Here is a 22,906-nt window from a genome sequence, read left to right as displayed (position 1 = left end):
ATCAGTCTGATTTATTCATAAAGCGGACGCTCCGTTTTTGAATCCTGTCCGAATAGATAATGATACCACAGCATAGTCACACAGTTGTCACATAATTTCTGATATATTGCAGGATAATTGTAAAAAAAATTCAAATAATGATTTATTTCTCTGTTATAATAAAATATAATAGGAATGAAACATGCATTTTACAAAAGCAGGGAGGAAAACCACATGGACCTAACACTACATATCAAAATGTTCGGTACTTTTACCATTTCCAATGAATATTACAAATTCACGCCCACGAATAACCGCAGCCTTCAGGTGACCCGTCTGATCACCTATCTGCTGGCCAATAAAGAAATTCCCGTATCCAAAGATAAGCTCACAGATATCCTCTGGAGCGAAAATGAAGATTGCCATAATCCTGCCGGAGCGCTCCGTAATCTGGTCTACCGGGCAAGACAGGTATTAGCTGATTTTTATCCTGCGGACACACCCAGGCCGGAGTGCATTCTTTTCACAAACAACGCTTATCTGTGGAATCCCGACATTCCCTGTGAAATTGATATTTATCAGTTCGAACAGTATTCGAATCTGGCAAAAAAGGAATCCGATCCCGGGGTACAGTTTGAATACTTTGAGAAAATGCATGATCTTTATGTGGGAGATTTCCTGAGCGCACAGTCCTCGGAGGAATGGGTGGTTTTTCGTAGTGTCTATTATAAAAACCTTTACACCAGCTGTACCGTGGAAATGTGCCGCTATCTGAACTCTATGGGCCGGTATGAGGAAGTGATCGCCCTGTGCAATGCCTCCAGTATGGGAGACCAGTTAAACGAGGATCTCCACAAAGAAAAAATAAATGCCTACCTAAACAGTGATGCCGTATCCCAGGCCCTGGACTACTACTATTCCGTCTCGGATCTCTTCTCCCAGAAATATGGGGTAGACCTAAGCAGTTCCATGCACGATATCTATGGGGAAATCGTAAAGCGTCTGCCAAACCATCAGCTGAATATCGCCAAATTGGAAGAGAATCTCCGGACGAAGAAAAATGACACCGGTACCTTCTACTGCAATTTTGACATATTCAAAAACATCTACCAGATTAACCTCAGGTCCGTCAGGCGCTCACAGAGCAAGCGGTACCTGACCTTATTTACCCTTACTGACCGTAACTTTCCCGATATAGTCACCACCGATATCAAGGCAGACATGGAAACGCTTCATCAGATTCTGGCCAAAAACCTGCGCAGCAATGACGTATTCACCCAATCCAGCCCCGCGCAGTTTTCTCTGATTCTGACTGTAGCCAACGAGAACGGCAGCCGGATCGCCATCAACCGCATTTGTGACCGCTATTATCAGCAGCACAAACATACGAATGTGGAGATGGAGATCGAAAGCAAGCTGATCCAGTAATTATAGCTGTTCCTCTTTTTGGCGTTTTTTCTTCCTTATGGTGTGGACGGCCAGATAAATAATCTCTGCCAGTACAGCGGCTCCGCCAACCGCACATACAATGATCCAGACCAGTTGATTCTGTTGGGAACCGGCAGTTTTTACACCGTCAGAGGATTTCTCTTCCGGTTTCAGAAGCTGTGGATTCCCATCTTTTTCGTCACCGGAGGTGTCCGGCGTCGCCGCAGGTTCCGGGCTTGCGTCAGGAGTTGGGCTGGGACCCGGTGTTTCTTCCGCCTGCCCTGCCGTACCAGAAGCCGAATCCTTTTGTGTGCCTGCCGCATTCTGCGTCCCGTTTGTTACCGTAGATCCTCTGTATATCACATTTGGTTCCGCCGTCTCGACCACCGTCTCATAGACATAAGTCACATCACCATCTGTGCTGCCATCCGACGTCTGCCGCACGGTAAACCCGATCAATCCGGAATCCAGAGGGTGACCGTAGGCGTCCGCCAGGCCCTGTATCGTAAATCCATAGCTCTCGCCTTCCTGAAACCCCGACAGCGACATGCTCAGAGACTTTCCGTCTCCTGACAGCTGTGTATCCACATGCTCTCCTCCGTGTGCCGGAGAAAAGGATACGGAAGCATCGCCGGATACCGGCTCCGAAAATACCACGGTAACCGTGTCCTGCGCTCCGATCACATCGCCGGACCCTGGATTCGTGCTGGCAATGCAGGGCGGCTGTCCTTCATCCGCCCATACACTGCCGCACAGCAGGATTACCAGCAGGCCTGTACATATCCAAAAAAGTATCGCTTTCCTTCTGTGTGTTTTCATCATACCCTCCCGTCTGCGAACCCGCAAACCCAAAAATGCGTACTCATCTTATTCTATTATATAATTTTTTGTTTTCGTTTGTCCATCAGTTTATAAAAAGAACGGACAGAGGAAAGGACAGCCTCCGTCTTTGGAGTCTGTCCCTCACAACTGCCCGATCCACCTTTTGGGAACAGGTCAATCCATCCTGCTATTCTTTGCTGATACCAAGCGCGACATTCGCGTTAGCGCCCGGCGTGTATTCAATCGTAATGCGGTCTCCGACATTATAGCGGATAATATCTAAAAACTCCACCACGGATATGTCGAAGATCTCGTCGGAACCTTCTAACATCAGATAGTAATGGGAATTTCCCTCTACAACCCCCTGGGCAATCTTGGCTATGACTCCTGTCTTGCTCTGGGTAGCGGCAGCTGTCGCGTCCGCGGAGATACCGCTCGTATTCAGGAGTGCGATATACTGCTTCTCGCATTGCTGGACCGTATCGCCGATGGCTACCAGCTGGTATTTCTGGACATTTACCATGGCATATTTTTTAACCAAACCGGCATCGTCCTTTAATGCGATAAAATAGGTGGGTTCGTTGGCTATATTCAAAAGAAGCGGGAAGGTAGCCCGGTATCCCAGGTTCTGCACCTGTCCTTCGGCGGATGACATAGCGGAGACCTCCACCGCGCCCTCTATCTTATAAAATTTCGTTTCCATCGTCCTCTGGTTCATCAGCACAAAACCGACGTTTGACTGATCCGCAGTCACGCTGGTCACACCGGTATAGACCCACACATCATCATCCTGGGCAATAAAATTATATCCGTTGGTGGTCTGCAGGCAGTCCTTTTGTCCCAGAATGCTGTTGAAATAACCGTGCTTTAACGTTCCGTAGTAATCGAACAGCTGTACCAGCAGATCCGCCGAATAGGCCCGGTCGATCCAGGACGGCACGTCCTCGATGGGATAATCCATGGTTTCACCTGTGATCGCATTACAAAGTACAACTCTGCCGATCACCTGCCCGCCGAAAAGGCCGATGCTGTATTTTTTCACCGGACATACCCAGTAGGGGGTTCCCTCTTCATCCAGCTCAAAACTGATCTCATCAAAAATATAAGTCGGATAGTTAAACCGCAGATGCCGGTAGATGTTCCGGTTAAAGTATTCGGAAGGGCTGTACTTGATCCCCTGGCTAAGCTTCACACATTCCGTATCCTGATTGGCCATATCTATCATCATGTAGGCCGGTATTCCCTCTTTCTGGTTCGTCAGCCATTTGATCGGGCTTGCGTACTGAAGCGGGGATACCCGAACCGGCCGTCCTTTGTAATTAATCTGCGTATACAGGGGGCTCACCTCGAACTGAGAGACCATCTCCACCAGGCTTCCCATCTTCCGGTTCCCCAACAGTGTGGCGGAATCCCGGTCCAGCAGCGGAATCTGGTCGAAGGATACCTGATCGATATCCTCGGTAAATTCCCCGTCCTTCACCGTCAGCAGCTGCTGATACTTCTTGGCGTTGACAATCGGAGAGGACAGAAGGCTCCCTACCAGATAAACAACAACAACCAGCAGAATCGCTCCGATTCCGACTTTGAATATTTTATTTTTCTTTACATCTTTAATATTTTCTCCCTTTTTCAGCCTGGATAAAAGGTAAAATCCGACCAAAACTGCCAGCAGCACGATCAGGAATGTCCAGAATCCTCCGGCATGGATATTAATCGCAGGTAATGACACATAATAGTAAAGAAAACCGATGATCAAAAGTGCCAGCACTGCCAGAATCACTTTTGTTGGCTTTTTCATAGTAGCTCCTCCTTTGTTCCCGTCAAAGTTTTAACAGTATACATCATATCAGTTTTATTCGTACAAAACAATGAGTTTATAAAGATTTAATATTCGGGTTTAATATTCTACCCCAAGAAGGAACAAGCCATGCGGAGGAGCGGTCTGTCCGGCAGCCGACCGGTCGCATTTTTCCAGCACGTCCCGCATGGACGCTGCGGGCCTCTCAGCGCTCCCCACCTCCAGCAGCGTCCCCACAATAATGCGGACCATATGATGCAAAAATCCATTTCCGGTAATATAGACAGACATTACCTCCTGCTGCTCTTCGATCCGTATATCATGAATACAGCGCACCGTGGACTTTTTCATCCGTTTATTTGCGCAAAAGCTCTTAAAATCATGGGTACCCAAAAGGCAGGACGCCGCCTCTCTCATGCGCTCCACATTAAGCGGCCCGCTGTAAGAAAGCCGGTATTTCCGGTAAAAGACAGATGGCTTGTCCCCCCGGTCGATCCGATATACATATGTCTTCTTAAGCGCATTCCATCTGCTGTGGAACCGGTCCGAAGCCGTCTTAAGCTCAAGCACACGGATATCCTGCGGAAGGTACCGGTTCATCTCTTCTAAGAGTTCCTCCGGCTCCCGGTACTTGGTCAGCCGGAAATTTGCCACCTGTCCCAGCGCGTGCACACCGGCATCGGTGCGCCCCGAGCCTGACACCTCCGTGTCCTCCCCTGTCATTTTCTTCAGCAGTTCTTCCAGCTTCCCCTGTATCGTGCGTTCGGTATTCCCCTGTCTCTGCCAGCCGTTATAGGAAGTGCCGTCATATTCCAGTGTCATTTTGTAATTCATTTTTTGATACTCCTTTTTTTGTTCCTGCTTTTGTATCAGGCTGATTATGCAGGTTAGGTTTTATTTTTCGAGCTCTAATAGTTGTCTTGTATATGGGTTTTGGGGGTGGGTGAATACCTGGTCTATGGTGCCTTCTTCTACGATTCGTCCTTCTTTCATGACGATCAGACGGTCGCACATTTGGTAGATGACGTTTAGGTCGTGGGAGATGAAGAGGTAGGATAGTTTGAACTCATCTGCCAGCTTCAGGAGGAGTTCCATGATCTGGGCCTGAACTGTGACGTCCAGCGCGGAGACTGGTTCGTCGGCGATGATAAACCGGGAGCCGCCAATTAAGGAGGCGGCGATGCTGACCCGCTGCCGCTGCCCGCCGCTTAGCTCCCTGGGCAGCCTGGAGGCGATTTTTTCTTCAAGGCCCACTTTCTTTAATATGTCCAGGACGGCTTCCCGGCGCTGGCTTTTGGACGTGCCGCCTTTTAGTCTTAAGGGCTCTTCCAGTATCCAGCCTACCTTTTTTACCGGGTTTAAGGAGGCGTAAGGGTCCTGGAAGATCATTTGGGGGCGGCTGGTGTGGTGGACAATTTGTCCCTCGGTGTGCTCTCCCAGGCCCAGGATTGCTCTGGACAGGGTGGATTTGCCGCAGCCGCTCTCGCCGACTAATCCCATGATCTCATTTTCATAGACACAGAAATTGATGCCATATAATACTTGTTTTTCATAATAGGCGTTGACTCCCCGGACTTCCAAAACTTTTTTTCTGTCACTCATGCAGCTGCCTCCTTAAAGGAATTCCGGTCCTGGACGGAACCGATGCGATCAGTTGTCTGGTATAGTCCTGTTTTGGATTCCGGAAGATGTCTTCCATACTTCCCTCTTCTATCATATCACCGTCGCATAGCACGATGACCCGGCTGCACAGCTTGCGCACCAGCCCCAGATCATGGGATATGAACAGGATGGCCGTCCCGTATTTGCGGTTGATTTTTTGGAGGAGACGCACGATCTGCGCCTGGATGGTCACGTCCAGCGCTGTGGTTGGTTCGTCCGCGATCAGCAGTTTGGGATGGCAGATAATGGCGGAAGCGATCATCACCCGCTGCCTCATGCCTCCGGACAGCTGATGGGGATATTTGTGATACAGTTCCTCCGGGTTTGGGAGTTCGGCGTCCAGCATGGCCTTTACAGCCCGTTCTTTTCGTTCGGCTGCCGGCAGATCCGTGTGAAGCCGCAGGCTTTCTTCCACCTGCCTGCCGATCTTCATGACCGGATTCAGGGAGGTCATGGGTTCCTGGAATATCATGGAAATCTCTTTTCCCTGGAGAGTACGCAGTTCCCTGCTGGTGCAGTGGAGCAGATCCTGACCGTCCAGCCGGATCTCCCCGCTTTTTATCACGGCATGGCCAGGAAGCAGGCCCGCGATGGCCTGGGCTGTCATGGTCTTGCCGGAACCGGATTCTCCTACCAGGCCCACGATCTGTGCTTGCTCCATACGCAGGTTAAAATGATTGAGCACCCGTTCCGGTGACGACCGGTCCAGAAATTCTATGGAAAGATTCTTAACTTCCAGCATATGATTCCCTCCTACCGTTTCAATCCGTCGCTGATCATCCCAAAGCCCAGGATCAGCAGGATAATCATGACGCCGGGAAATACCGCGCACCAGGGTGCTGAGAACAGATAGGTCGAAGCCTCTGATATCATGCGTCCCAGGCTGGCGTCCGGGGGCTGTACACCGATTCCCAGATAACTTAAGCTGGCTTCCGCCAGCACTGCATTGTTAAAGCCAATGGCGGCACTGGACAAGATTACAGGAAGCGCATTGGGAAGGATATGAACGAACATGATGCGGGCGCCTGAAGCTCCCCACAGTCTCGCACTTTTCACATAATCCCGGTCCCTATAGAGGAGGAATTCCCCTCTCACCACCCGGGCGAAGCTTGGGATAAAGGCGATGGACAGCGCCAGGATCAGATTCCCTGTTCCCGGTCCTAAAACACTGATGAAAACAAGCGCCAGCAAAAAGCTCGGAAATGCCGTCACAATGTCGTTTATTCTCATCAATATTTCATCCAGGATTCCTCCGCAATACCCGGTCAGGGCACCCACCAGTGTTCCGGTCAGTCCGCCTATGACCACAGTCACCAAAGAGATCCAGCCTGTCGTGCCCAGGCCTTTTAAGACCCGGCTGAAAATATCCCGCCCGAACTGATCTGCCCCCATCAGATGGCGAAGGGAAGGGGCGGCAAATTTATCCGGCCCGCTCATGGTATCCGGCCCGTAGGGCGTATAAAAGAAACCGGCGATAATCAGGATTACCATAACGGCGCATATCACACAGCCCAGTATGAAGTTCAGGTTCCGTCCGTCTTTTTTCATTCGTTCCCGCCCCCGCCCAGCCGGACTCTGGGATCCAGCCACCGGTATCCCATATCCACCAGAAAATTTACAATCACAACAAAAGCTGCCAGGAATGTGATAATGGCCTGCACCACCGGATAATCCCGTCCCGATATGGAACTGACCAGCATCCGTCCAAGGCCAGGGATACCGAATACCTGCTCGATGATAATACTGGACGCCAGCATATCGGCCAGGGCCATTCCCAGGAAAGTCAGAACGGGAATACAGGCGTTGCGCAGTACGTGCCGGTACAGCACGCCGTTTTTCGTATTTCCCCGGCTGTGAGCCGTCTTTACATAGTCCTGCCTGAGCTGACCCAGCACAGAGCTTCGAAGCAGCTTCACCGTCATGGCGCTCTTTGGCAGGGCGATGGCAAAGGAAGGCAGAATCAGATATCCCAGGAATCCGGCGGCACTGTCCTGGTACGGCACATAGCCTCCCGGAGTGAACAGCTTTAATACCAGCCCAAAGAAAAAGGTGAGCAAAACACCCAGGAAAAAAGGCGGTATCGACATGGCGATCTGATTCAGTACGCTCAGGATGTGATCCACTATGCCATTTTCATGTCTGGCGCACAGAATCCCCAGGGGGATTCCAAGCAGCAGGATCATGACGAAGGACATCCCCATCATAGTCAGGGTGACCGGTAATTTTTCCAACAGCATCTGCCCAACCGGCAGATGATAGCTGTAGGATTCTCCCAGATCCCCGGTGGCGAATCCTGCGATCCAGCGGGCATAGCGGATGGGCAGAGGATCGTTCAGTCCCATCTCTTCCCGCAGTGCTTCCACTTTTTCGGGCGTTGCCTGGGTTCCCAGCTTTGAGGTAGCCGGGTCCCCGGATATCAGGTCAAAGGCCAGGAAGGTCAGAAATGAGACAATTAGCAATGTAATCATGAGAGTGATTATTTTTTTTATATAAAATTTCATTTCCACACCTCCCTGCGGCCTCTTTACTCTTTATCCAACTGTGCTGAACTTCTGTACATAGTGCTGTCTGCTTTACTGCCCGATCAGATATATTTTGCTCATATCCTGTACATACAGCGGGTAGAATGTATAGCCGCCGTACTTCTTATTCAGCGCTACCAGATCGGCCAGATCCTGGATATACACGTTGGCCGCGTCCTCGGCCAGCAGGGTCTCCATCTGCTTATAGAGCTCCACCTGTTTGGCGTCATCCGCTGTGGAGGCCGCCTGCTGGAACAGGCTGTCGTATTCGGGGTTGCTGTAATTGATAAAGTTGCCGGAATTCCCGGTGGTAAACCGTTCCAGCAATGCCCTTGCCGTCAGCGCCGACGCATCCACTCCGACGACCGTACTCTGGTAATTGTGGTCTGCATAGACATCCGACAGCCAGCTGTCCCATTCGATCATCTGGATCGTGGCGTTGATGCCCACCTGCTTTAACTGCTCGACCAGCACCTGGGCCGTGTCGATATGGGGCTGATAGTTGGACGGCACCGTGATGGTCATATCAAATCCATCCGGATATCCGGCCTCGGTAAGCAGCTCCTTAGCCTTATTCACATCCTGCGTGTACATGTTCTTCAGGTCATCCACATAGTATTTCCCAAAAGCCGGGAACATACTGCTGCCGATCTCGGTTCCCTTGCCGTCGGCGATCATCATCATGACCTCCTGGGGGTCCACAGCGTAGCACATGGCCTGGCGGACCAGCTTGTTGTCAAAGGGGGCTGCCGCGTGGTTCAGATACAGCGCCTGCACCAGGTTCATGGTTCCCTCCTCGATATTAAAGTCATCCTTCAGTTCCGCCGCCTGCGAGGACGTGAGTCTCGCGTACATGTCGATGGAACCGCCCTTTAAGCTCATGACGATGGTGTCGGCATCCGCCACGATCTTGAATTCGACTTTATCCAGATATGCCGGTTCTCCCCAATAATCCGCGAACTTTTCGATCACGATATTTTCCTGGGGGGATCTGGACACGTACCGGAACGGTCCGGTACCTACCGGCTGTGTATCCAGCTCAGCATAGTCCTTCGGTATGATCGCAGTAGTCATGTAGGCCAAAAACTCCGTGTTGGGTTCTTTTAATGTAATCACCACTTGGTTCCCGTCAGCCTGGATGCTCTCAATATTAGAATACGCCGGTACCAGCGGTTCTCCTCCCGTGGCATCGGCGCAGCGTTCGATTGAATAGATCACATCATCCACTGTCACCGGGTTCCCATTGTGGAACTTCACCCCATCCCTCAGCGTGAAGGTATAGGTCTTTCCATCCTCTGAAATATCATAATGGCTGGCGACAGCTTCGATTAAATTACCATCTGAATCAGGCTTTACTAAGCCTTCATAAATGTTAAATAGGACTTCTTTCGTTCCTGCCGCTACCATTTTGTGAGGGTCAAGACTATCCTCCAGATCCTGAGGAATTCCTACTACGATGGAGCCTCCCATAGAAGGCTCACCGGAAGAAACTTGGCTGGATTCTTTGCCGGGAACCGCTTCGCTTCCTTTCTCGGTCTTATCGCCTGAGCATCCGCCCAGTGCAATAGTGAGGGTCAGTACGCCAAGCACGGTAAGGTGCCTGAGTAAGCTTTTCCTGTTCATAAAATGAATCCTCTTTCCTTTTAAGATTCTCCCATTATGCAATTGTCGGTTTTATTGTAACCTCTTTGGAGTGGGTTGGCAAGGAATTTTTCTGATTTGATGCCTAAGCGTTGTAGGTTCCTGATACAGTGCTGCCGCCTTCGCCGGTCCAGTTGGTGTGGAAGAATTCCCCCCGGGGACGGTCGGTGCGCTCGTAGGTGTGGGCGCCGAAGTAGTCTCTCTGGGCCTGAAGGAGATTGGCCGGAAGCCGGGCACAGCGGTAACCGTCGTAGTAGGACAGGGCGCTGGTCATGGCCGGGGCCGGGATTCCGTTTAAAAGGGCGGAGGCGCAGATGTATCTCCAACCCTGCTGGCTGTTTGACATGACTTCTCTGAAGTAGCCGTCTAACATCAGGTTTTCCAGATCCGGGTTCCGGTCGTAGGCTTCTTTGATATTTTCCAGGAAAACGCTTCGGATGATGCAGCCTCCCCGCCAGATCATGGCAATCTCTCCGTAGTTTAAGTCCCAGCCGTAGGTTTTGGCCGCTGATTTCATGAGGGCATAGCCCTGGGCGTAGGATACGATTTTTGAGGCGTAGAGGGCGGATTTTAAGTCCTCCAGGAAGGCTTCCCGGCCGTCCTCGAATACGACGGCGGGGCCTGTGAGGATACGGGAGGCGTGGACCCGCTCTTCTTTGGAAGCGGAGAGGCAGCGGCTGAATACGGCTTCCGCGATCAGGGTCAGAGGCACCCCCTCATCCAGGGCGGCGATGCCGGTCCATTTGCCGGTTCCTTTCTGTCCCGCGGTGTCCAGGATTTTGTCCAGGATGGGGGCGCCGTCCGTATCCTGGACCTTTAGGATGTCTCTTGTGATTTCGATCAGATAGCTGTCCAGCTCTTCTGTCTGCCATTTGCCGAAGACTTCCTGCATCTCGTCTGCGCTCATGTTCAGATAATCCCTCATGATCTGGTAGGCTTCGCAGATGAGCTGCATGTCTCCGTATTCAATGCCGTTATGGACCATTTTCACGAAATGGCCGGCTCCGTTGTCCCCGATCCACTCACAGCAGGGGACACCGTCTGCTTTGGCGGCGATGGCCTGGAAGATGGGCTTTACGCTCTCCCATGCTTTACGGGAGCCGCCGGGCATCATGGACGGGCCGTGCAAGGCCCCTTCTTCCCCGCCTGAGACCCCGCATCCGATATAGAGAAGGCCTTTGCTTTCCACGTAGGCGGTTCTTTTGATGGTATCCGGGAAATGGGAGTTGCCGCCGTCGATAATGATATCCCCGGGCTCCAGCAGGGGGATCAGCGCGTCAATGAAGCTGTCGACCGGCGCTCCGGCTTTTACCATCAGCATGACTTTTCTCGGGGGTTTCAGCTGGCTTATGAATTCTTCCAGGGAATAGGCGGGGATAATATGTTTCCCCTTCGCCCTCCCTTCCGTAAAATCTGTAACTCTTTGGGTGGTCCGGTTATAGACACTTACCGTAAATCCGTGGTTTTCCATGTTGACCACCAGATTTTCCCCCATGACGGCCAGGCCGATCAGACCGATATCGGATATTCCCATTTCGCTTCCTCCTATCTTTTTACTCTCGCATTGCCTTCATAGATGCTTCGGATCTCTTCTTCGCTCACCGGCTGGCCGTAATCGGTGGCCAGGGTCGCAGTTAAAGCGCCGCAGGCCCAGCCGTATCGGATCCATTCTGCCGGCGGATATCCGGACAGCATCGCATAGAGCATGCCTCCCACGAAGCTGTCTCCGCCTCCGATCCGGTCATACACGGCGATTTCCCGCTGTTCTTCCACGAACCACTGATCCTCTGCGTACAGGATCGCTCCCCACAGATGGGAATTCGCGTCGATGACCGTGCGCAGGGTGGTGGCAAAGACGGATGCCCCGGGATAGCTCTCCCTGAGCCGCCCGATCATCTCTTTGAATCCGTCTGTCTTTTCCGAGACCTCAAGGCCTCCGGCTTTTGGTCCCTGTATTCCCAATGCCAGCTGGAAATCTTCTTCATTCCCGATCAGGATGTCGGACAGCCCCGCCAGTTCCCGGAATACCGGACGCAGTTCCTCTTCCCGCCCTTTCCAGAAACTGGCCCGGTAGTTCATATCAAAGGAGATGACCGTGCCATATTTTTTAGCCGTTCTGGCTATCTCAAGGCAGCACCGGCCGCTTTCTTTGGAGAGGGACGCGACCAGCCCGGAGAAATGCAGGATACGGCAGCCTTCCTCGTGAAAGATCCGTTCCAGGTCAAAATCCTGCGCAGAAAGGGTGCAGGCCACCTCCCCCGCCCGGTCGTTCTGAACCACCGGCCTTCTTCTTCCGTATCCGCTGTCGGCGATGTTGAATTGGTGCCGGTAGCCGAAAGGCCCGCCCTGAGGGATCTCAGGGCCCTCATACTCCAGGTTCCTTTTGCGGAGCTCTGCCTTTATGAACTCCGCGATCGCGCTGTCCTTTACGAATTTGGTCAGTACCTTGACCCGCTTTCCAAGGGCTGCGCTGATATTTCCCACATTGCTCTCGGCGCTGGTCGCCTGCATCTCATACAGGCTGCTCATACCGACGGGCTGACGGTTTGCAGGCGTGATTCTGACACCCATGCTGCTTACCACGACCAAATCGTATTTACCATTTGATTTAAGCTCCATATTGGTTTCTCCTCCTGCCTTACAGCGTCGGGTCCACGATGATTTTCAGATAGTCGTTGTCCGGATTGGCCAGCTCATCAAAGTACGAGACCGCTTCCTCCAGCGGAACGATTTTGTCTACCATAGAAGCAGCGTAAGGACGGTCTTTGAATTTCAGAATGGATTCTTCCAGATCCCGGTGCGTGAATCCGTAAGTCCCGTAAACCCGCAGCTCTCTGGTCACGATCTGCTGGTAGTACAGGTTGATATCCTTCTGGTTATTTCCGATCAGAACTACTTCTCCCTTGCTTTTTACCAGCGTGAGACTTCCGTTTACGGTGGGGCCGACACCGACCGCCTCCAGTACGACGTCAAATCCGCTGGGTGTGTATGCTTCCCGGATGTCTTCGTAGCTCTTCGCCGTCAGGTCTTGTGTTTCGACCGCAGCTCCCAGAATCTTTTGGCAGCGGTCCAGGCGTTTTTTCGCAACATCCATAATCACGATCTTTGCATCCCGATAGATGTCTTTTGCCACGGCGGCCGTACACATACCGATCACGCCGGCTCCGATGACCGCTATGGTTTTCACTTTACCGGCCGGCATGGTAAGCTGCTTTACCGCGTGCAGCGCCACGGAAAAAGGTTCCGCCAGGACGCCAACCTCCGCCCTTACTCCGTCCGGCATGGGGATCAGGTTTTCTTCCACCATGGTAAAGTATTCGCAGAACGCTCCGTCCACCTCCAGAACGCCGATGTTGCTCTTATTCAGGCAGATGCTGTAATAGCCCTCCTGACAGTTTTCACAGGTCTTACAGGTTATGATCGGATCCACAAATACCAGATCCCCCTTTTGGTAACGGCTGTTCTCCAGCGTGGTTTCCTCCACCAGGGCCACCACCTCATGGCCCATGATCATCGGCGGGATTCTCCGTCCGGTCAGTCCCAGATATCCGTGGACATCGGAACCGCAGATTCCTACCGCTTTTGATTTTAATAATACTTCCCCTTTTTTCGGGACCGGCTTCTCATACTCCGCAAGCTTCATATCGGACGGTCCGTAATATACCAGCGCCTTCATTTTCTTCTTCCCTCCCCTATGCATTCGGCAGAATGACCGATTTTACCGCCTGGCGGCTGTCCATCGCTTCGAACGCCTTTTCCCATTCATCGATACCGAAGATGAATCTGGAAAATGGCTCCAGGTTAATCCTGCCCCCGTCGATCAGACGGATCACGGTCTCCCAGGTATCCCAGGTGTGGCTGAAAGACCCCTGGATGCAGGCCCCTTTCTGTACAATCGGATCGATGGAAACGTCGATGGGCGCCGGCCCCCAGCCAACCTTAGTGATCTGTCCGTTGGGCGCCACGATGTCCATGGACAGCTTAAAAGTGGAAGTGCTGCCCGCGCAGTCGCAGACGACCGGAGCACCGATCCCGCCTGTCAGTTCACGGATCACATCCCGTGGTTCTTCTCTGTCCGAATAGATCAGAACATCCGCTCCCAGCTGCCCGGCGATCTCCATCCGGTTCTCGGAGGAACTTCTGCCTACAGCGATGACCGGATACGCGCCGGCCAGTTTTGCCATGATTATACATAAGAGCCCGATGGTTCCCGGCCCTATGATAACAGCCGGCTTGCCCGGTTGTATCTGTGTCTTCACGATCATGGCGTTGTACGCGACGCAGCAGGGTTCCGTAAGGGCGGCCCGCTCGAATGAGAGGGTATCCGGCATGTGGTGCAGGATTCGCTCCGGCACCGCCACGTATTCCGAGAAGGCGCCGTCGATCAGCGCGCCATAGCCGCATCTGCTCGGACATTGGTTATAATTGCCGGTTCTGCAGTAGACACATTCACCGCAGATCTGTGCCGCCGTCTCACAGACGACCCGGTCGTTTACCTGAAAATGTTTCACCCGTTCCCCTTTTTCCACGATAACGCCGCAAAATTCATGCCCCTGTACCACCGGCGGCTTGATCTTAAAGCCGATGTTCTGGTTCCATATATCCACATCACTTCCGCAGACGCCGGCTGCCATCACTTTTAACAGAACCTGGTCCTCCCCGCATACCGGCTTGTCGATCTCCATTAATCTGGTTGCCTTTGGTTTTTCCTCATATTTTACAACCGCTTTCATTTATTTCCTCCAATATCGCAGTTTCTGCGCTATCCAATTATGTCTTATCTGTTCCTGATTGTTCACACCTTGTCTTTTCTGTTATTACTTTTGTCATACCTGTTATCCTTTTTGCCGTTCCTGTTAAGACTTTCTCTCATTAGACTCATGGCTTCAGGATCACTTTGATCGCTCCTGTCTCTTCCCGGTTCATCAGCCGCTCGAAGCCTTCCCGGGCCTTCTCCAGCGGCAGAACATCCGTGATCAGCGGTTTTACGTTTAATCTTCCAGCTTCCAGCATCTTCAGACAGTCATAATATAAGTCGTCGCTGGCGTTTGCTATAGATACGATACTTCTCTCACTGCTGAAATCTTTTAACTGGTACTGCACCTTCGTTGTGTTGCAGACCAGATTCACGACCGTTCCTTCCCCCTTGCAGACTGCCAGCGCCAACTTCTGGGTTTCTTCCGTTCCCACCGTATCGAACACCATGGCGGCCCCCAGTCCGTCTGTTCTGTTCAGGATCTCGGGCGCCACATCCGCCTCTGCGGAATTAAACACATCATCCGCTCCCACTTCTTTGGCCACCTCGAAGGCATAGTCCAGGATATCCACACAATATACCCTTCTGGCGCCCTTTAATTTCAACAGCTGGATGATGGACAGGCCCACCGGACCGGTTCCGATGATTACGGCGTCCTCCGCGAATACTTTCTTAATCTTCGACACCGCGGCCAGTCCGACGGCCACAAAATCCAGGGTGGAGACTTCCTCAAAGGTGGCGTTTTCGAACGGATATACGTGGTCACTCCACACCTGGCAGTACTCCGCCATGCCGCCGGGGTAGAATTCCATCTCCCCCCATCCGGCCCCGTGCCCGATATGTTTCGTATTCTTACAGAGGTTCATCCGGCCGGTGCGGCAGAACTCACAGCTTTTGCAGGTGTTGTAAACGATAATTCCCACTTTTTTCCCCAGCAGATACTCATCTTTTTTGTCCTTTACCTCCACGACTTCACCTGCAAATTCATGCCCCAGGATCATATTGTCGGGGTTCTGGGTGACATAGCCTAAAGTCTGCTGGGACCACGGATTCTCACCTTCCAGATATCTGATATCACTTCCGCAGATACCGCAGGCTTTTACCCGTACCAGGACTTCGCCGGAGCATAGAGCCGGTTTCGGCGCATCCATGTAATGAATCTGATTGTCCGTTTTCAGTACTACTGCTTTCACGTGTTTTCCTCCTCTAACCGCCTGTTATTTTTCATCTTTCACCTTGACCAGCGTTTCTCCGCAGAACGGGATCATACCGATTTCGGCATTTTCTCCCAAACGGGCCTTTGCCATTTCCACCGCCTCTTCCACCGTGGACGCTTTTTGGAACTGCAGGAGCTCATAGTCCTCGTCCGCCAAACCGTCGGATACACAGATGATTTCCGCGTGGTTGATCAGCTTGTGGTGATTGATGGCGTTGGTCGCTCCCACCTCGTCTTCGATCTTTCCCTCTTCCGCTTCTTTCAGGATTTCATCCAGGGTCATGGGCATGTATTTTTTCAGTGCCGGAAGATGGAACGGCGCATTCCCGCACAATCCCTCCGATGCCTCGAAGAGAAAGATGATGGTGCCGCCCTCCTTCACCCCGAACTGCGCGAAGGCATAGGGTTTGAACGCCTGCCAGAAATCAAAGCAGCAGGGGGCCGCATTGGCGATCACGATATCCGCCCGGTGATCGATGACCGGACACAGCAGCTGTTCGGCCAGCTTCACCCCCGCCCGGTGTGCCTCGATAAAATGGCCGCAGAACAGGCCCTGGATTTCCTTTTTTTCATTCAGCACGGTGTTTACGATATAAGATAAATTGACCTGGGTGCCGATATAGTCGATTTCCTTCCTGCATATATTATCCAGTGTCCCCACGATATCCATCGTGTTGGCCCTGACCGCTCCGATCCAGTGGGTGTAGTCCGTGGTTCTCCTGGCGCTGACTCCCGGCTGGATCGTTTTCGCGCCGCCGCTCCAGCCCACCACCACATGGGGAACGATATTGCCGACCGCCAGTACGAAGTCCGCTTTGAGCACTTCTTTATGTAAATCCACCGGAGTCCCTAATTCGGTAGTGAGGACATATTCGTAATCCTCTTCTTTGGTATAGTCCACATTTAACAGCGGATACCGGTCCAGTATCTCTCTGCCGATCTTCTCGTCCAGCTCTTTTTCGCTCATGGGCCTGTGCGTTCCCGGCGCTGTCATGATGCAGATATCTTTTGTCTTTTGTTCGATCCGTGCCAGAAGATGGGGAAGAATCCTGGCGCAGGGTGTAGGTCTGGTAGCGTCATCCACGATAATCACTACTTTCCCGTCTTTTGGCACCGCGTCCTCCAGTTTTTCAGCCCCGTAGGGATGATCCAGCGCTTCCTCGATCAGACGCGCTTCCTCCTGCTTCTTCGGAAGCTCCGCCAGAGCCGCATAGTATATTACCTGCCTCTCATCCAGCTGAAACGATATCTCGTGAGTTCCTGTGTTCATCCTGTATTCTTTCATATACTGCCACCTCTCAAAGGAAATGCATGATGCCTTTCTCAGCATGTTTTCAGCTTTTAAGGCACCAACACCACTTTCATAACTTTTTCCTGTTCTTTATTCAGCATGATGTCAAACCCGGTCTGCACTTCGTCAAGGGGCAGCACATGGGTAATCATTTTTTTCGCCTGGATCGTCCCATTCTCTATGAGTTTGATTCCCAGCAGGAAATCCGAACTGTTGTTGTTGGCCGAAGTGATTAACCTTTTTTCACCGGCCAGGTCCATCAGCTCATAGGAAGCCTGCGTCATATTCGCCACCAGGTTCACAAGGGTGCCGCTCTCTCTTAAGATGTGCAGCGCCTGCTTCTGGGTGTCGGCGGTTCCCACCGTGTCAAAGACAACGTTCGCACCGTTCATCCCGATCTCCCCCATGGCGTCTTCCAGGGATTCCTGCCGGACATTCACAGCCCTGGTCACACCCACATCCCTGGCGATCTCAAGCGCTCCCTCATAGACGTCTGTACAGATAACCCGGTCAGCCCCGAACGCCTTCACCGCCTGTACGATACTTAAGCCCACCGCTCCTGTTCCCAGCACTACCACATCCTCACCGGGCCTGATATCCGATTTTGTGATCGCATGGATGCCCACGGAGACAGGGTCTAACAGTGTGGCTTCCTCGAAGGACATGGAATCCGGGATTTCGCACACATGGGTGTTCCAGATCTGGCAATATTCGGCCATTCCGCCCGGATAATAATCCATAGTGCCCCAGCCGGCCCCGTGGCCGATATGCATCGTCTTTTTGCACAGGTTATAATTCCCGTTTCTGCAATATTCACAGACACCGCAGGTGTTATATGCCAGAACCGCCACCCGTTTTCCCAGCAGATGCTTGAATTCCGGATTCTTCACCTCATGTACGATCCCGCCCCACTCGTGGCCTAATATGATATTCGGCGGGTTCGGCAGGTTCTTGCCCAGTGTATGTAAGGCCCAGGGATTTTCCCCCTTATAATATCGGACATCGCTGCCGCAGATACCGCAGGCCTTGACCTCCACGACCAGGTAGTCGTTATCCGCCTCCGGTTTTTTAATGTTTTCCAGTTGAATGACTTCGGGTTCTTTCAACACAGCTACTTTCATTGCGCTCTCCTTCTCAGCCCTTTACGGCTCCTGCCGTCAGGCCGCCTATAATGTATTTCTGTAAAAAGATGGAAATAATACAGATGGGAAGCGTGATCAGTACGGACGCCGCCATCAGTCCGCCCCAGTCCACCGCAGCATAAGACACAAAGCTGAAGATCGCCACCGGCAGCGTGATCGTCTTTCTGCCGCTTAAGACAAGGGCAAACATAAAGTTATTCCAGGAAAAGATGAATGCCAGCAAAGACGCCGTCAAAATACCGGCCCTGCACAAGGGCAGCACGATCCCGAAAAAGGTCCGGAACTTAGTGGAACCGTCCACCCAGGCCGCCATCTCCAATTCCATGGGAATCGATTCAAAAAACGGCGTCATAATCCAGACGATGAGCGGCAGCGCAACCAGCATATGGGTCAGGATCAGTGCCGTATAGGAATCCGTCAGCTGCATCTTCGCAAAAATCGTAAACCAGGGAACCAGAAACGAAATACCGGGTATCATACGCACCACCAGGATGATCAGGCTCATTTTCCGCAGCTTATATCTGGCGATCGCATAGGCTGCCGGCAGCGACAGGACCAATGCAAAAACAGTGGATACCAGCGCTATGATAAAACTGTTGATCATCGGTTTTATAAAGTCATATTGATAAATCACATTGGAATAGTTCATCAGGGTCGGCAAAAAGGAGAATAATCCTTTGCTGGCATTCAGAATATCCTTTTGCTGCTGCAATGATGCCAGAACCATCCAAAGCATAGGGAAAAATGAAATAAACGCCAGACCGTATATGAGGATGTACTTTCCAAATGCCGAGACAAACCGTGTAATTTTTTTATTCACTAATAATCCACCTCCACCTTCTTTTTAATGAACATGAAGATACAGGCGATCAGAATAACCACCAGGAAGAACATGACCGTGATCGCAGAGGCATCTCCGAACTGGAAGTACTGGAAACTGGTCACTGTGGCCAGAATATTGATGGTTTCCGATGCGTAGCCCGGTCCGCCCTGGGTGGTGGCGTAAATAATGTCAAAGGTCTTAATGACGTCAATCAGCCTCAGCAGGATGGCTGATAATATAGCCGGGCTGGCCAGCGGGATCGTAATGTGGAAGAACCGCTGTACCGGGGAAGCCCCGTCTACTTTGGCCGACTCATACATTTCCCCCGGTATGGTCATCAAACCGGCCAGGACCATCAGCATAACCATAGGCGTCCATTCCCAGACGTCAATCATAATGAGGGACGGCAGAACCTGGGACGCGGAAGCCAAAAACTGCTGTTTCGGCAGCCCAAACGCGCTGACCAGTACATTCGCATACCCGATCGTAGGCTCCAGGATCAGCTTCCACACCATCCCCACCGCTACCGGAGTGGCTACCACCGGCAGGATAAAGACGGTTTTGACGACATTTGTGGCAAAAAACTTCCGGTTGATCAGCACCGCGATCCCGATTCCCAGCAAGGTCTCAACCACAATGGCGCCGATTACAAATAAAAAGGTGCGAAGCACCGCTCCCCAGAACCGGTCATCGTGGAACAAATCGATATAGTTGGAAACGCCCACGAATTCCGGCGGTTTAATGTTGGACATACTCCAGTCACAAAAACTAAGCCCAATGGTATATAACATCGGTGCTACGATCATAACCAGTACGAAGATGATGACCGGAGCCATGAAAATAACTTTTAAATGTTTATCAATCCATTTTGACATTTCTTACTATGTCTCCCTTCTCCATCAAAAGATGCCTGTTAGTTTAAAGAAGGAACTTTTTTGAACACAAAGGGCTGTTTTTTAACAACAGCCCTGTTTTTCACCTCATTGCCTTCTCATTACCTTCCGGGCGGGGATTCTCACTTGGTTCCGAAATCTTCGTCAATGATGGACTGGAATGTGGCATTTGCCTTATCCGCAGCTGCCTGTACGTCCCCACCATTGATGGCCGTTACGATCACTTCCCCGATGGCGTCCCTTGCGCGCCCTACCGAGATCACCTGCGGTCTGTCAGTCTCCACTCCGATATCACCGGACGCCAGGATCACCTTGACCAGTTCCGGCGGGAAGTTCTTATTGGCATCCGGGTCATCCCACACGGAAGTACGGGCTCCGGAATTTCCGGCACTCTGGGCCATAGTAGACACTTCTTTGCTGGTAGCCCACTTCACGAATTCCATGGACGCTTCCGGATTCTTCGTGTTTGCAGCTATGGACATTCCCCAGGAACAGATATTGTAGACAGCGCCTGTAGGCATAACCGCGTATCCTGTCACATCCGATACCGTGCTGTCCGGACCGCATGCGGAATTATACAGGGAATCCGCATCCGTATACATCGCCGCATTGCCCTGGGAATACAGAGCCGCCGCCTGCTGCCAGTGCATGTTCAGGACTCCGGGAGGGCCGTATTTTCTCAGCATATCGCCATAGAAGGTAAAGGCCTTCACCGCTTCCGGCGTATTTAACGCGGCATTGCCGTCATTGTCCACCCAATTGCCGCCGCAGCCATACAGGTAACCGGAAAACTGAGTGACCGCCGCTGCTGTCAGGCCGCGGGACACGATTCCATAGACTTCGTTGTCGGGATCATTTAACTTCTCCGCGGCAGCCATCAGTTCATCCATCGTCTTCGGGACCTCGAGTCCCGCTTTTTCAAATAAATCTGTCCGGTAGTACAGAATCTGCCGCTCAGTTACCAGCGGTAACCCATAACAGGCACCGGATGTATCCTCATAGGACGCAAGAGCGGACGGGATAAAATCAGCCGCATCTACCTCCGGGTCGTCTTTCAGGGCGCTTAAGTCATAGACCCAGCCGTTCTGGATAAACATTTTGATTTCCTGTAAGGGCCTTGTCATCATGACATCCAGTCCCGAAGATCCGGAGGTCAATTCGATCGCCAGTTTTTCACTTAACTGATCTTCCGCGTAATTCTCAGCTTTGACGACAATTCCGGTTTTCTCGGTAAATTCGTCCAAATGCGCAGTCACGGCATCTGTCCAGTTGTGGTTGGCAAAGATTACCCTGATCTCGGTTCCCTCATAGGGCTTATCCACCGCTTGCGCGCTGTCATCTGTCCCTTTTTCCTCTGTCTGTGCGGGGGCCTTTGCTTTACCGGAATCAGAAGCCGGTGCGGATTCCTCCGTTTTTTGACCACAGCCGTACAACGTGGATGCCAAAAGAATCAAACCCAATACCATTGCTACATGCTTTCTCATAACATACCCTCTCTTTTTTTTATTTATCTTATACGAGTCACGTGCCTCGTAAATGATATCAAAAATGTTACGAGGTACGTGCCTCGTAAATCCTAAAAAAACACCCCTGAACTATCGCCGAAACCTGGTTACAAAGGTGTAACCGTCTCTTTTAATTTTATCTGTAAAGCCACGTATAAAGTATCGTCCGTAATCTCATTCTGGAAAACATAATCGTAAATCGCGTAAATGGTCGTGTATCCCAGCCGTTCCAAATTCACGCCGATCAGCGCATCAAAATATCCCAGCCGCAGATCCTTTTCCATCTGTCTGGTAAAATCAAATGCAATAATAGAAAGCTGATCTTTTTTCTGCAGCTTCTGCACCATCTCCACGATATACCCGGCGGAACCACAGCTCACGATAATACCGTCCAGATCCGGATACTCCTTCAACAGCCGTTCCACTTTGGCCATCGCGATGTCTTCCGGATAGGTATTACGTCCCACTTCCACCACCTGGACACCAGGATATGCTTCTTCCAGATGCTCTTTCGCCGAGTCGATTCTGATCTGGTGGACCAGATTCTTCTCCAGGCCGCTGAGCAATGCAACCTTTCCTTTTCCTCTTAAGAATTTTCCCATCAAACCGGCGGCCACGTTACCTTCTCTTTTCTGATTAATGCCGATCTCGTAAGGGAATTGAAACTCCGTATTCTGAGCTCCGTTTATATTAAAATAAGAAATGAATTTTACTCCATTATTCATATGAACACGGATCGTCTCAAACAGATCCTCTGATTTTTCTTCCAGGGAGATGGCGATACCGGACACCCGGTGTTCCTCAACCAGCTCGTTGATCACCGCGATCTGCTCTGACGCCTTCCCGCTCTTCATATGGCGGAACATAAAGGAAACACCTGTCTTCTCCAGAATTCCCACTGCCCTCAGCATTCCTGCGTAGATCTCATGAAATAAAGGATTTTCAACCGGAGTAATATCTGCACATAAAATAACTCCGATCACGGTCCTGTGCTGTATCGCCAGCATCTTGCCCACTACATTCGGTCTGTATCCGCGTTCCTCGATCTGCTTCAGTATCTCTTTTCTTCTCTCCTCGCCTACGCCTTCCCGATTATTAATCACCCGGTCCAGTGTAGCCCGAGAGCACCCGATCTCCAATGCAAGCTCTTTTAACGTCATGGTTAATTCCACCTTGCATCCATTATTTACGAGTCCCGTGTCTCGTAACGATTTATAAATAACCTCTATGTACTTTCTAACTAAGAGTATATCCACAATTGTATATTCTGTCAAGTATCGTTTATTATTTAACACTTTTATATGTTACTATTCACGGCCAACTTTGGTAAATGGGGATTTTGAGAGGGGACTGGCACCTTTCGGTAGGAAAGCTAAATTTTTAAGTAACTGCGTGGAGAAAGGGGCCTGTCCCCGGATGTTGGCTTAT

Annotated in this window: 20 protein-coding genes; 1 reads left to right on the top strand and 19 read right to left on the bottom strand. The window is 51.4% G+C overall.

Annotated features, from left to right (window positions below):
- The first annotated feature begins 213 nt into the window (after positions 1-213).
- Positions 214-1,407: an AfsR/SARP family transcriptional regulator gene (locus ABC831_RS14620; RefSeq protein WP_343248847.1), complete on the top strand. Its 1,194-nt coding sequence runs from the start codon at positions 214-216 to the stop codon at positions 1,405-1,407.
- On the opposite strand, the gene ABC831_RS14615 is transcribed toward ABC831_RS14620, so the two are convergent.
- The 19 genes from ABC831_RS14615 to ABC831_RS14525 all read right to left on the bottom strand — a co-directional run bounded on the left by ABC831_RS14615 (position 1,408) and on the right by ABC831_RS14525 (position 22,638).
- Complete coding sequence (locus ABC831_RS14615; protein WP_343248846.1) at positions 1,408-2,226, bottom strand: Ig-like domain-containing domain; 819 nt, start codon at positions 2,224-2,226, stop codon at positions 1,408-1,410.
- 190 nt (positions 2,227-2,416) lie between these two features.
- Positions 2,417-4,027 (bottom strand): CvpA family protein, encoded by a 1,611-nt coding sequence (locus ABC831_RS14610; RefSeq protein WP_343248845.1) that lies wholly within the window; start codon positions 4,025-4,027, stop codon positions 2,417-2,419.
- 99 nt (positions 4,028-4,126) lie between these two features.
- Complete coding sequence (gene truA, locus ABC831_RS14605) at positions 4,127-4,861, bottom strand: tRNA pseudouridine(38-40) synthase TruA (RefSeq protein WP_343248844.1); 735 nt, start codon at positions 4,859-4,861, stop codon at positions 4,127-4,129.
- A gap of 60 nt (positions 4,862-4,921) precedes the next feature.
- Complete coding sequence (locus ABC831_RS14600) at positions 4,922-5,629, bottom strand: ABC transporter ATP-binding protein (RefSeq protein WP_343248843.1); 708 nt, start codon at positions 5,627-5,629, stop codon at positions 4,922-4,924.
- Entirely contained in the window at positions 5,622-6,431 is an 810-nt protein-coding gene (locus tag ABC831_RS14595; RefSeq protein WP_343248842.1) for an ABC transporter ATP-binding protein, read from the bottom strand. Before ABC831_RS14595 ends, ABC831_RS14600 begins: the two co-directional genes overlap by 8 nt.
- An 11-nt stretch (positions 6,432-6,442) precedes the next feature.
- Positions 6,443-7,237 carry an ABC transporter permease gene (locus ABC831_RS14590; protein ID WP_343248841.1) on the bottom strand — a complete coding sequence of 265 codons (795 nt, stop codon included), beginning with the start codon at positions 7,235-7,237 and terminating at the stop codon, positions 6,443-6,445.
- Positions 7,234-8,190 (bottom strand): ABC transporter permease, encoded by a 957-nt coding sequence (locus ABC831_RS14585; protein WP_343248840.1) that lies wholly within the window; start codon positions 8,188-8,190, stop codon positions 7,234-7,236. Before ABC831_RS14585 ends, ABC831_RS14590 begins: the two co-directional genes overlap by 4 nt.
- Before the next feature lie 72 nt (positions 8,191-8,262).
- Entirely contained in the window at positions 8,263-9,834 is a 1,572-nt protein-coding gene (locus ABC831_RS14580) for an ABC transporter substrate-binding protein (protein WP_343248839.1), read from the bottom strand.
- Positions 9,835-9,937: 103 nt separating this feature from the next.
- Positions 9,938-11,386 carry a decarboxylating NADP(+)-dependent phosphogluconate dehydrogenase gene (gene gnd, locus ABC831_RS14575; RefSeq protein ID WP_343248838.1) on the bottom strand — a complete coding sequence of 483 codons (1,449 nt, stop codon included), beginning with the start codon at positions 11,384-11,386 and terminating at the stop codon, positions 9,938-9,940.
- 11 nt (positions 11,387-11,397) lie between these two features.
- The gene (locus ABC831_RS14570; protein ID WP_343248837.1) at positions 11,398-12,471 is read right to left on the bottom strand and encodes a sugar kinase; all 1,074 of its coding nucleotides are present in this window, start codon (positions 12,469-12,471) and stop codon (positions 11,398-11,400) included.
- Between the two features lie 19 nt (positions 12,472-12,490).
- Positions 12,491-13,528 carry a zinc-dependent alcohol dehydrogenase gene (locus ABC831_RS14565; RefSeq protein WP_343248836.1) on the bottom strand — a complete coding sequence of 346 codons (1,038 nt, stop codon included), beginning with the start codon at positions 13,526-13,528 and terminating at the stop codon, positions 12,491-12,493.
- Between the two features lie 16 nt (positions 13,529-13,544).
- On the bottom strand, positions 13,545-14,585 hold the full coding sequence (locus tag ABC831_RS14560) for a zinc-dependent alcohol dehydrogenase (protein ID WP_343248835.1): 1,041 nt from the start codon (positions 14,583-14,585) through the stop codon (positions 13,545-13,547).
- A gap of 145 nt (positions 14,586-14,730) precedes the next feature.
- Positions 14,731-15,801 carry a zinc-dependent alcohol dehydrogenase gene (locus tag ABC831_RS14555; protein ID WP_343248834.1) on the bottom strand — a complete coding sequence of 357 codons (1,071 nt, stop codon included), beginning with the start codon at positions 15,799-15,801 and terminating at the stop codon, positions 14,731-14,733.
- A 24-nt stretch (positions 15,802-15,825) separates the two neighbouring features.
- The gene (locus ABC831_RS14550) at positions 15,826-17,109 is read right to left on the bottom strand and encodes a lactate racemase domain-containing protein (protein WP_343248833.1); all 1,284 of its coding nucleotides are present in this window, start codon (positions 17,107-17,109) and stop codon (positions 15,826-15,828) included.
- Between the two features lie 56 nt (positions 17,110-17,165).
- On the bottom strand, positions 17,166-18,236 hold the full coding sequence (locus tag ABC831_RS14545) for a zinc-dependent alcohol dehydrogenase (RefSeq protein WP_343248832.1): 1,071 nt from the start codon (positions 18,234-18,236) through the stop codon (positions 17,166-17,168).
- Positions 18,237-18,249: 13 nt separating this feature from the next.
- Positions 18,250-19,077 carry a carbohydrate ABC transporter permease gene (locus tag ABC831_RS14540; protein ID WP_343248831.1) on the bottom strand — a complete coding sequence of 276 codons (828 nt, stop codon included), beginning with the start codon at positions 19,075-19,077 and terminating at the stop codon, positions 18,250-18,252.
- Positions 19,077-19,955 carry a carbohydrate ABC transporter permease gene (locus ABC831_RS14535; RefSeq protein WP_343248830.1) on the bottom strand — a complete coding sequence of 293 codons (879 nt, stop codon included), beginning with the start codon at positions 19,953-19,955 and terminating at the stop codon, positions 19,077-19,079. The genes ABC831_RS14540 and ABC831_RS14535 overlap by 1 nt, the downstream gene beginning before the upstream one ends.
- 140 nt (positions 19,956-20,095) lie before the next feature.
- Entirely contained in the window at positions 20,096-21,457 is a 1,362-nt protein-coding gene (locus ABC831_RS14530) for an ABC transporter substrate-binding protein (RefSeq protein ID WP_343248829.1), read from the bottom strand.
- 128 nt (positions 21,458-21,585) lie between these two features.
- Positions 21,586-22,638 carry a substrate-binding domain-containing protein gene (locus tag ABC831_RS14525; protein ID WP_343248828.1) on the bottom strand — a complete coding sequence of 351 codons (1,053 nt, stop codon included), beginning with the start codon at positions 22,636-22,638 and terminating at the stop codon, positions 21,586-21,588.
- Positions 22,639-22,906 lie beyond the last annotated feature (268 nt).

The sequence above is a fragment of the Diplocloster hominis genome (assembly GCF_032380655.1).
GTDB lineage: Bacteria > Bacillota > Clostridia > Lachnospirales > Lachnospiraceae > Diplocloster > Diplocloster hominis.
The sequence above is the reverse complement of the archived record's forward strand: the minus strand, read 5'-3'. Positions and strand labels throughout refer to the sequence as shown.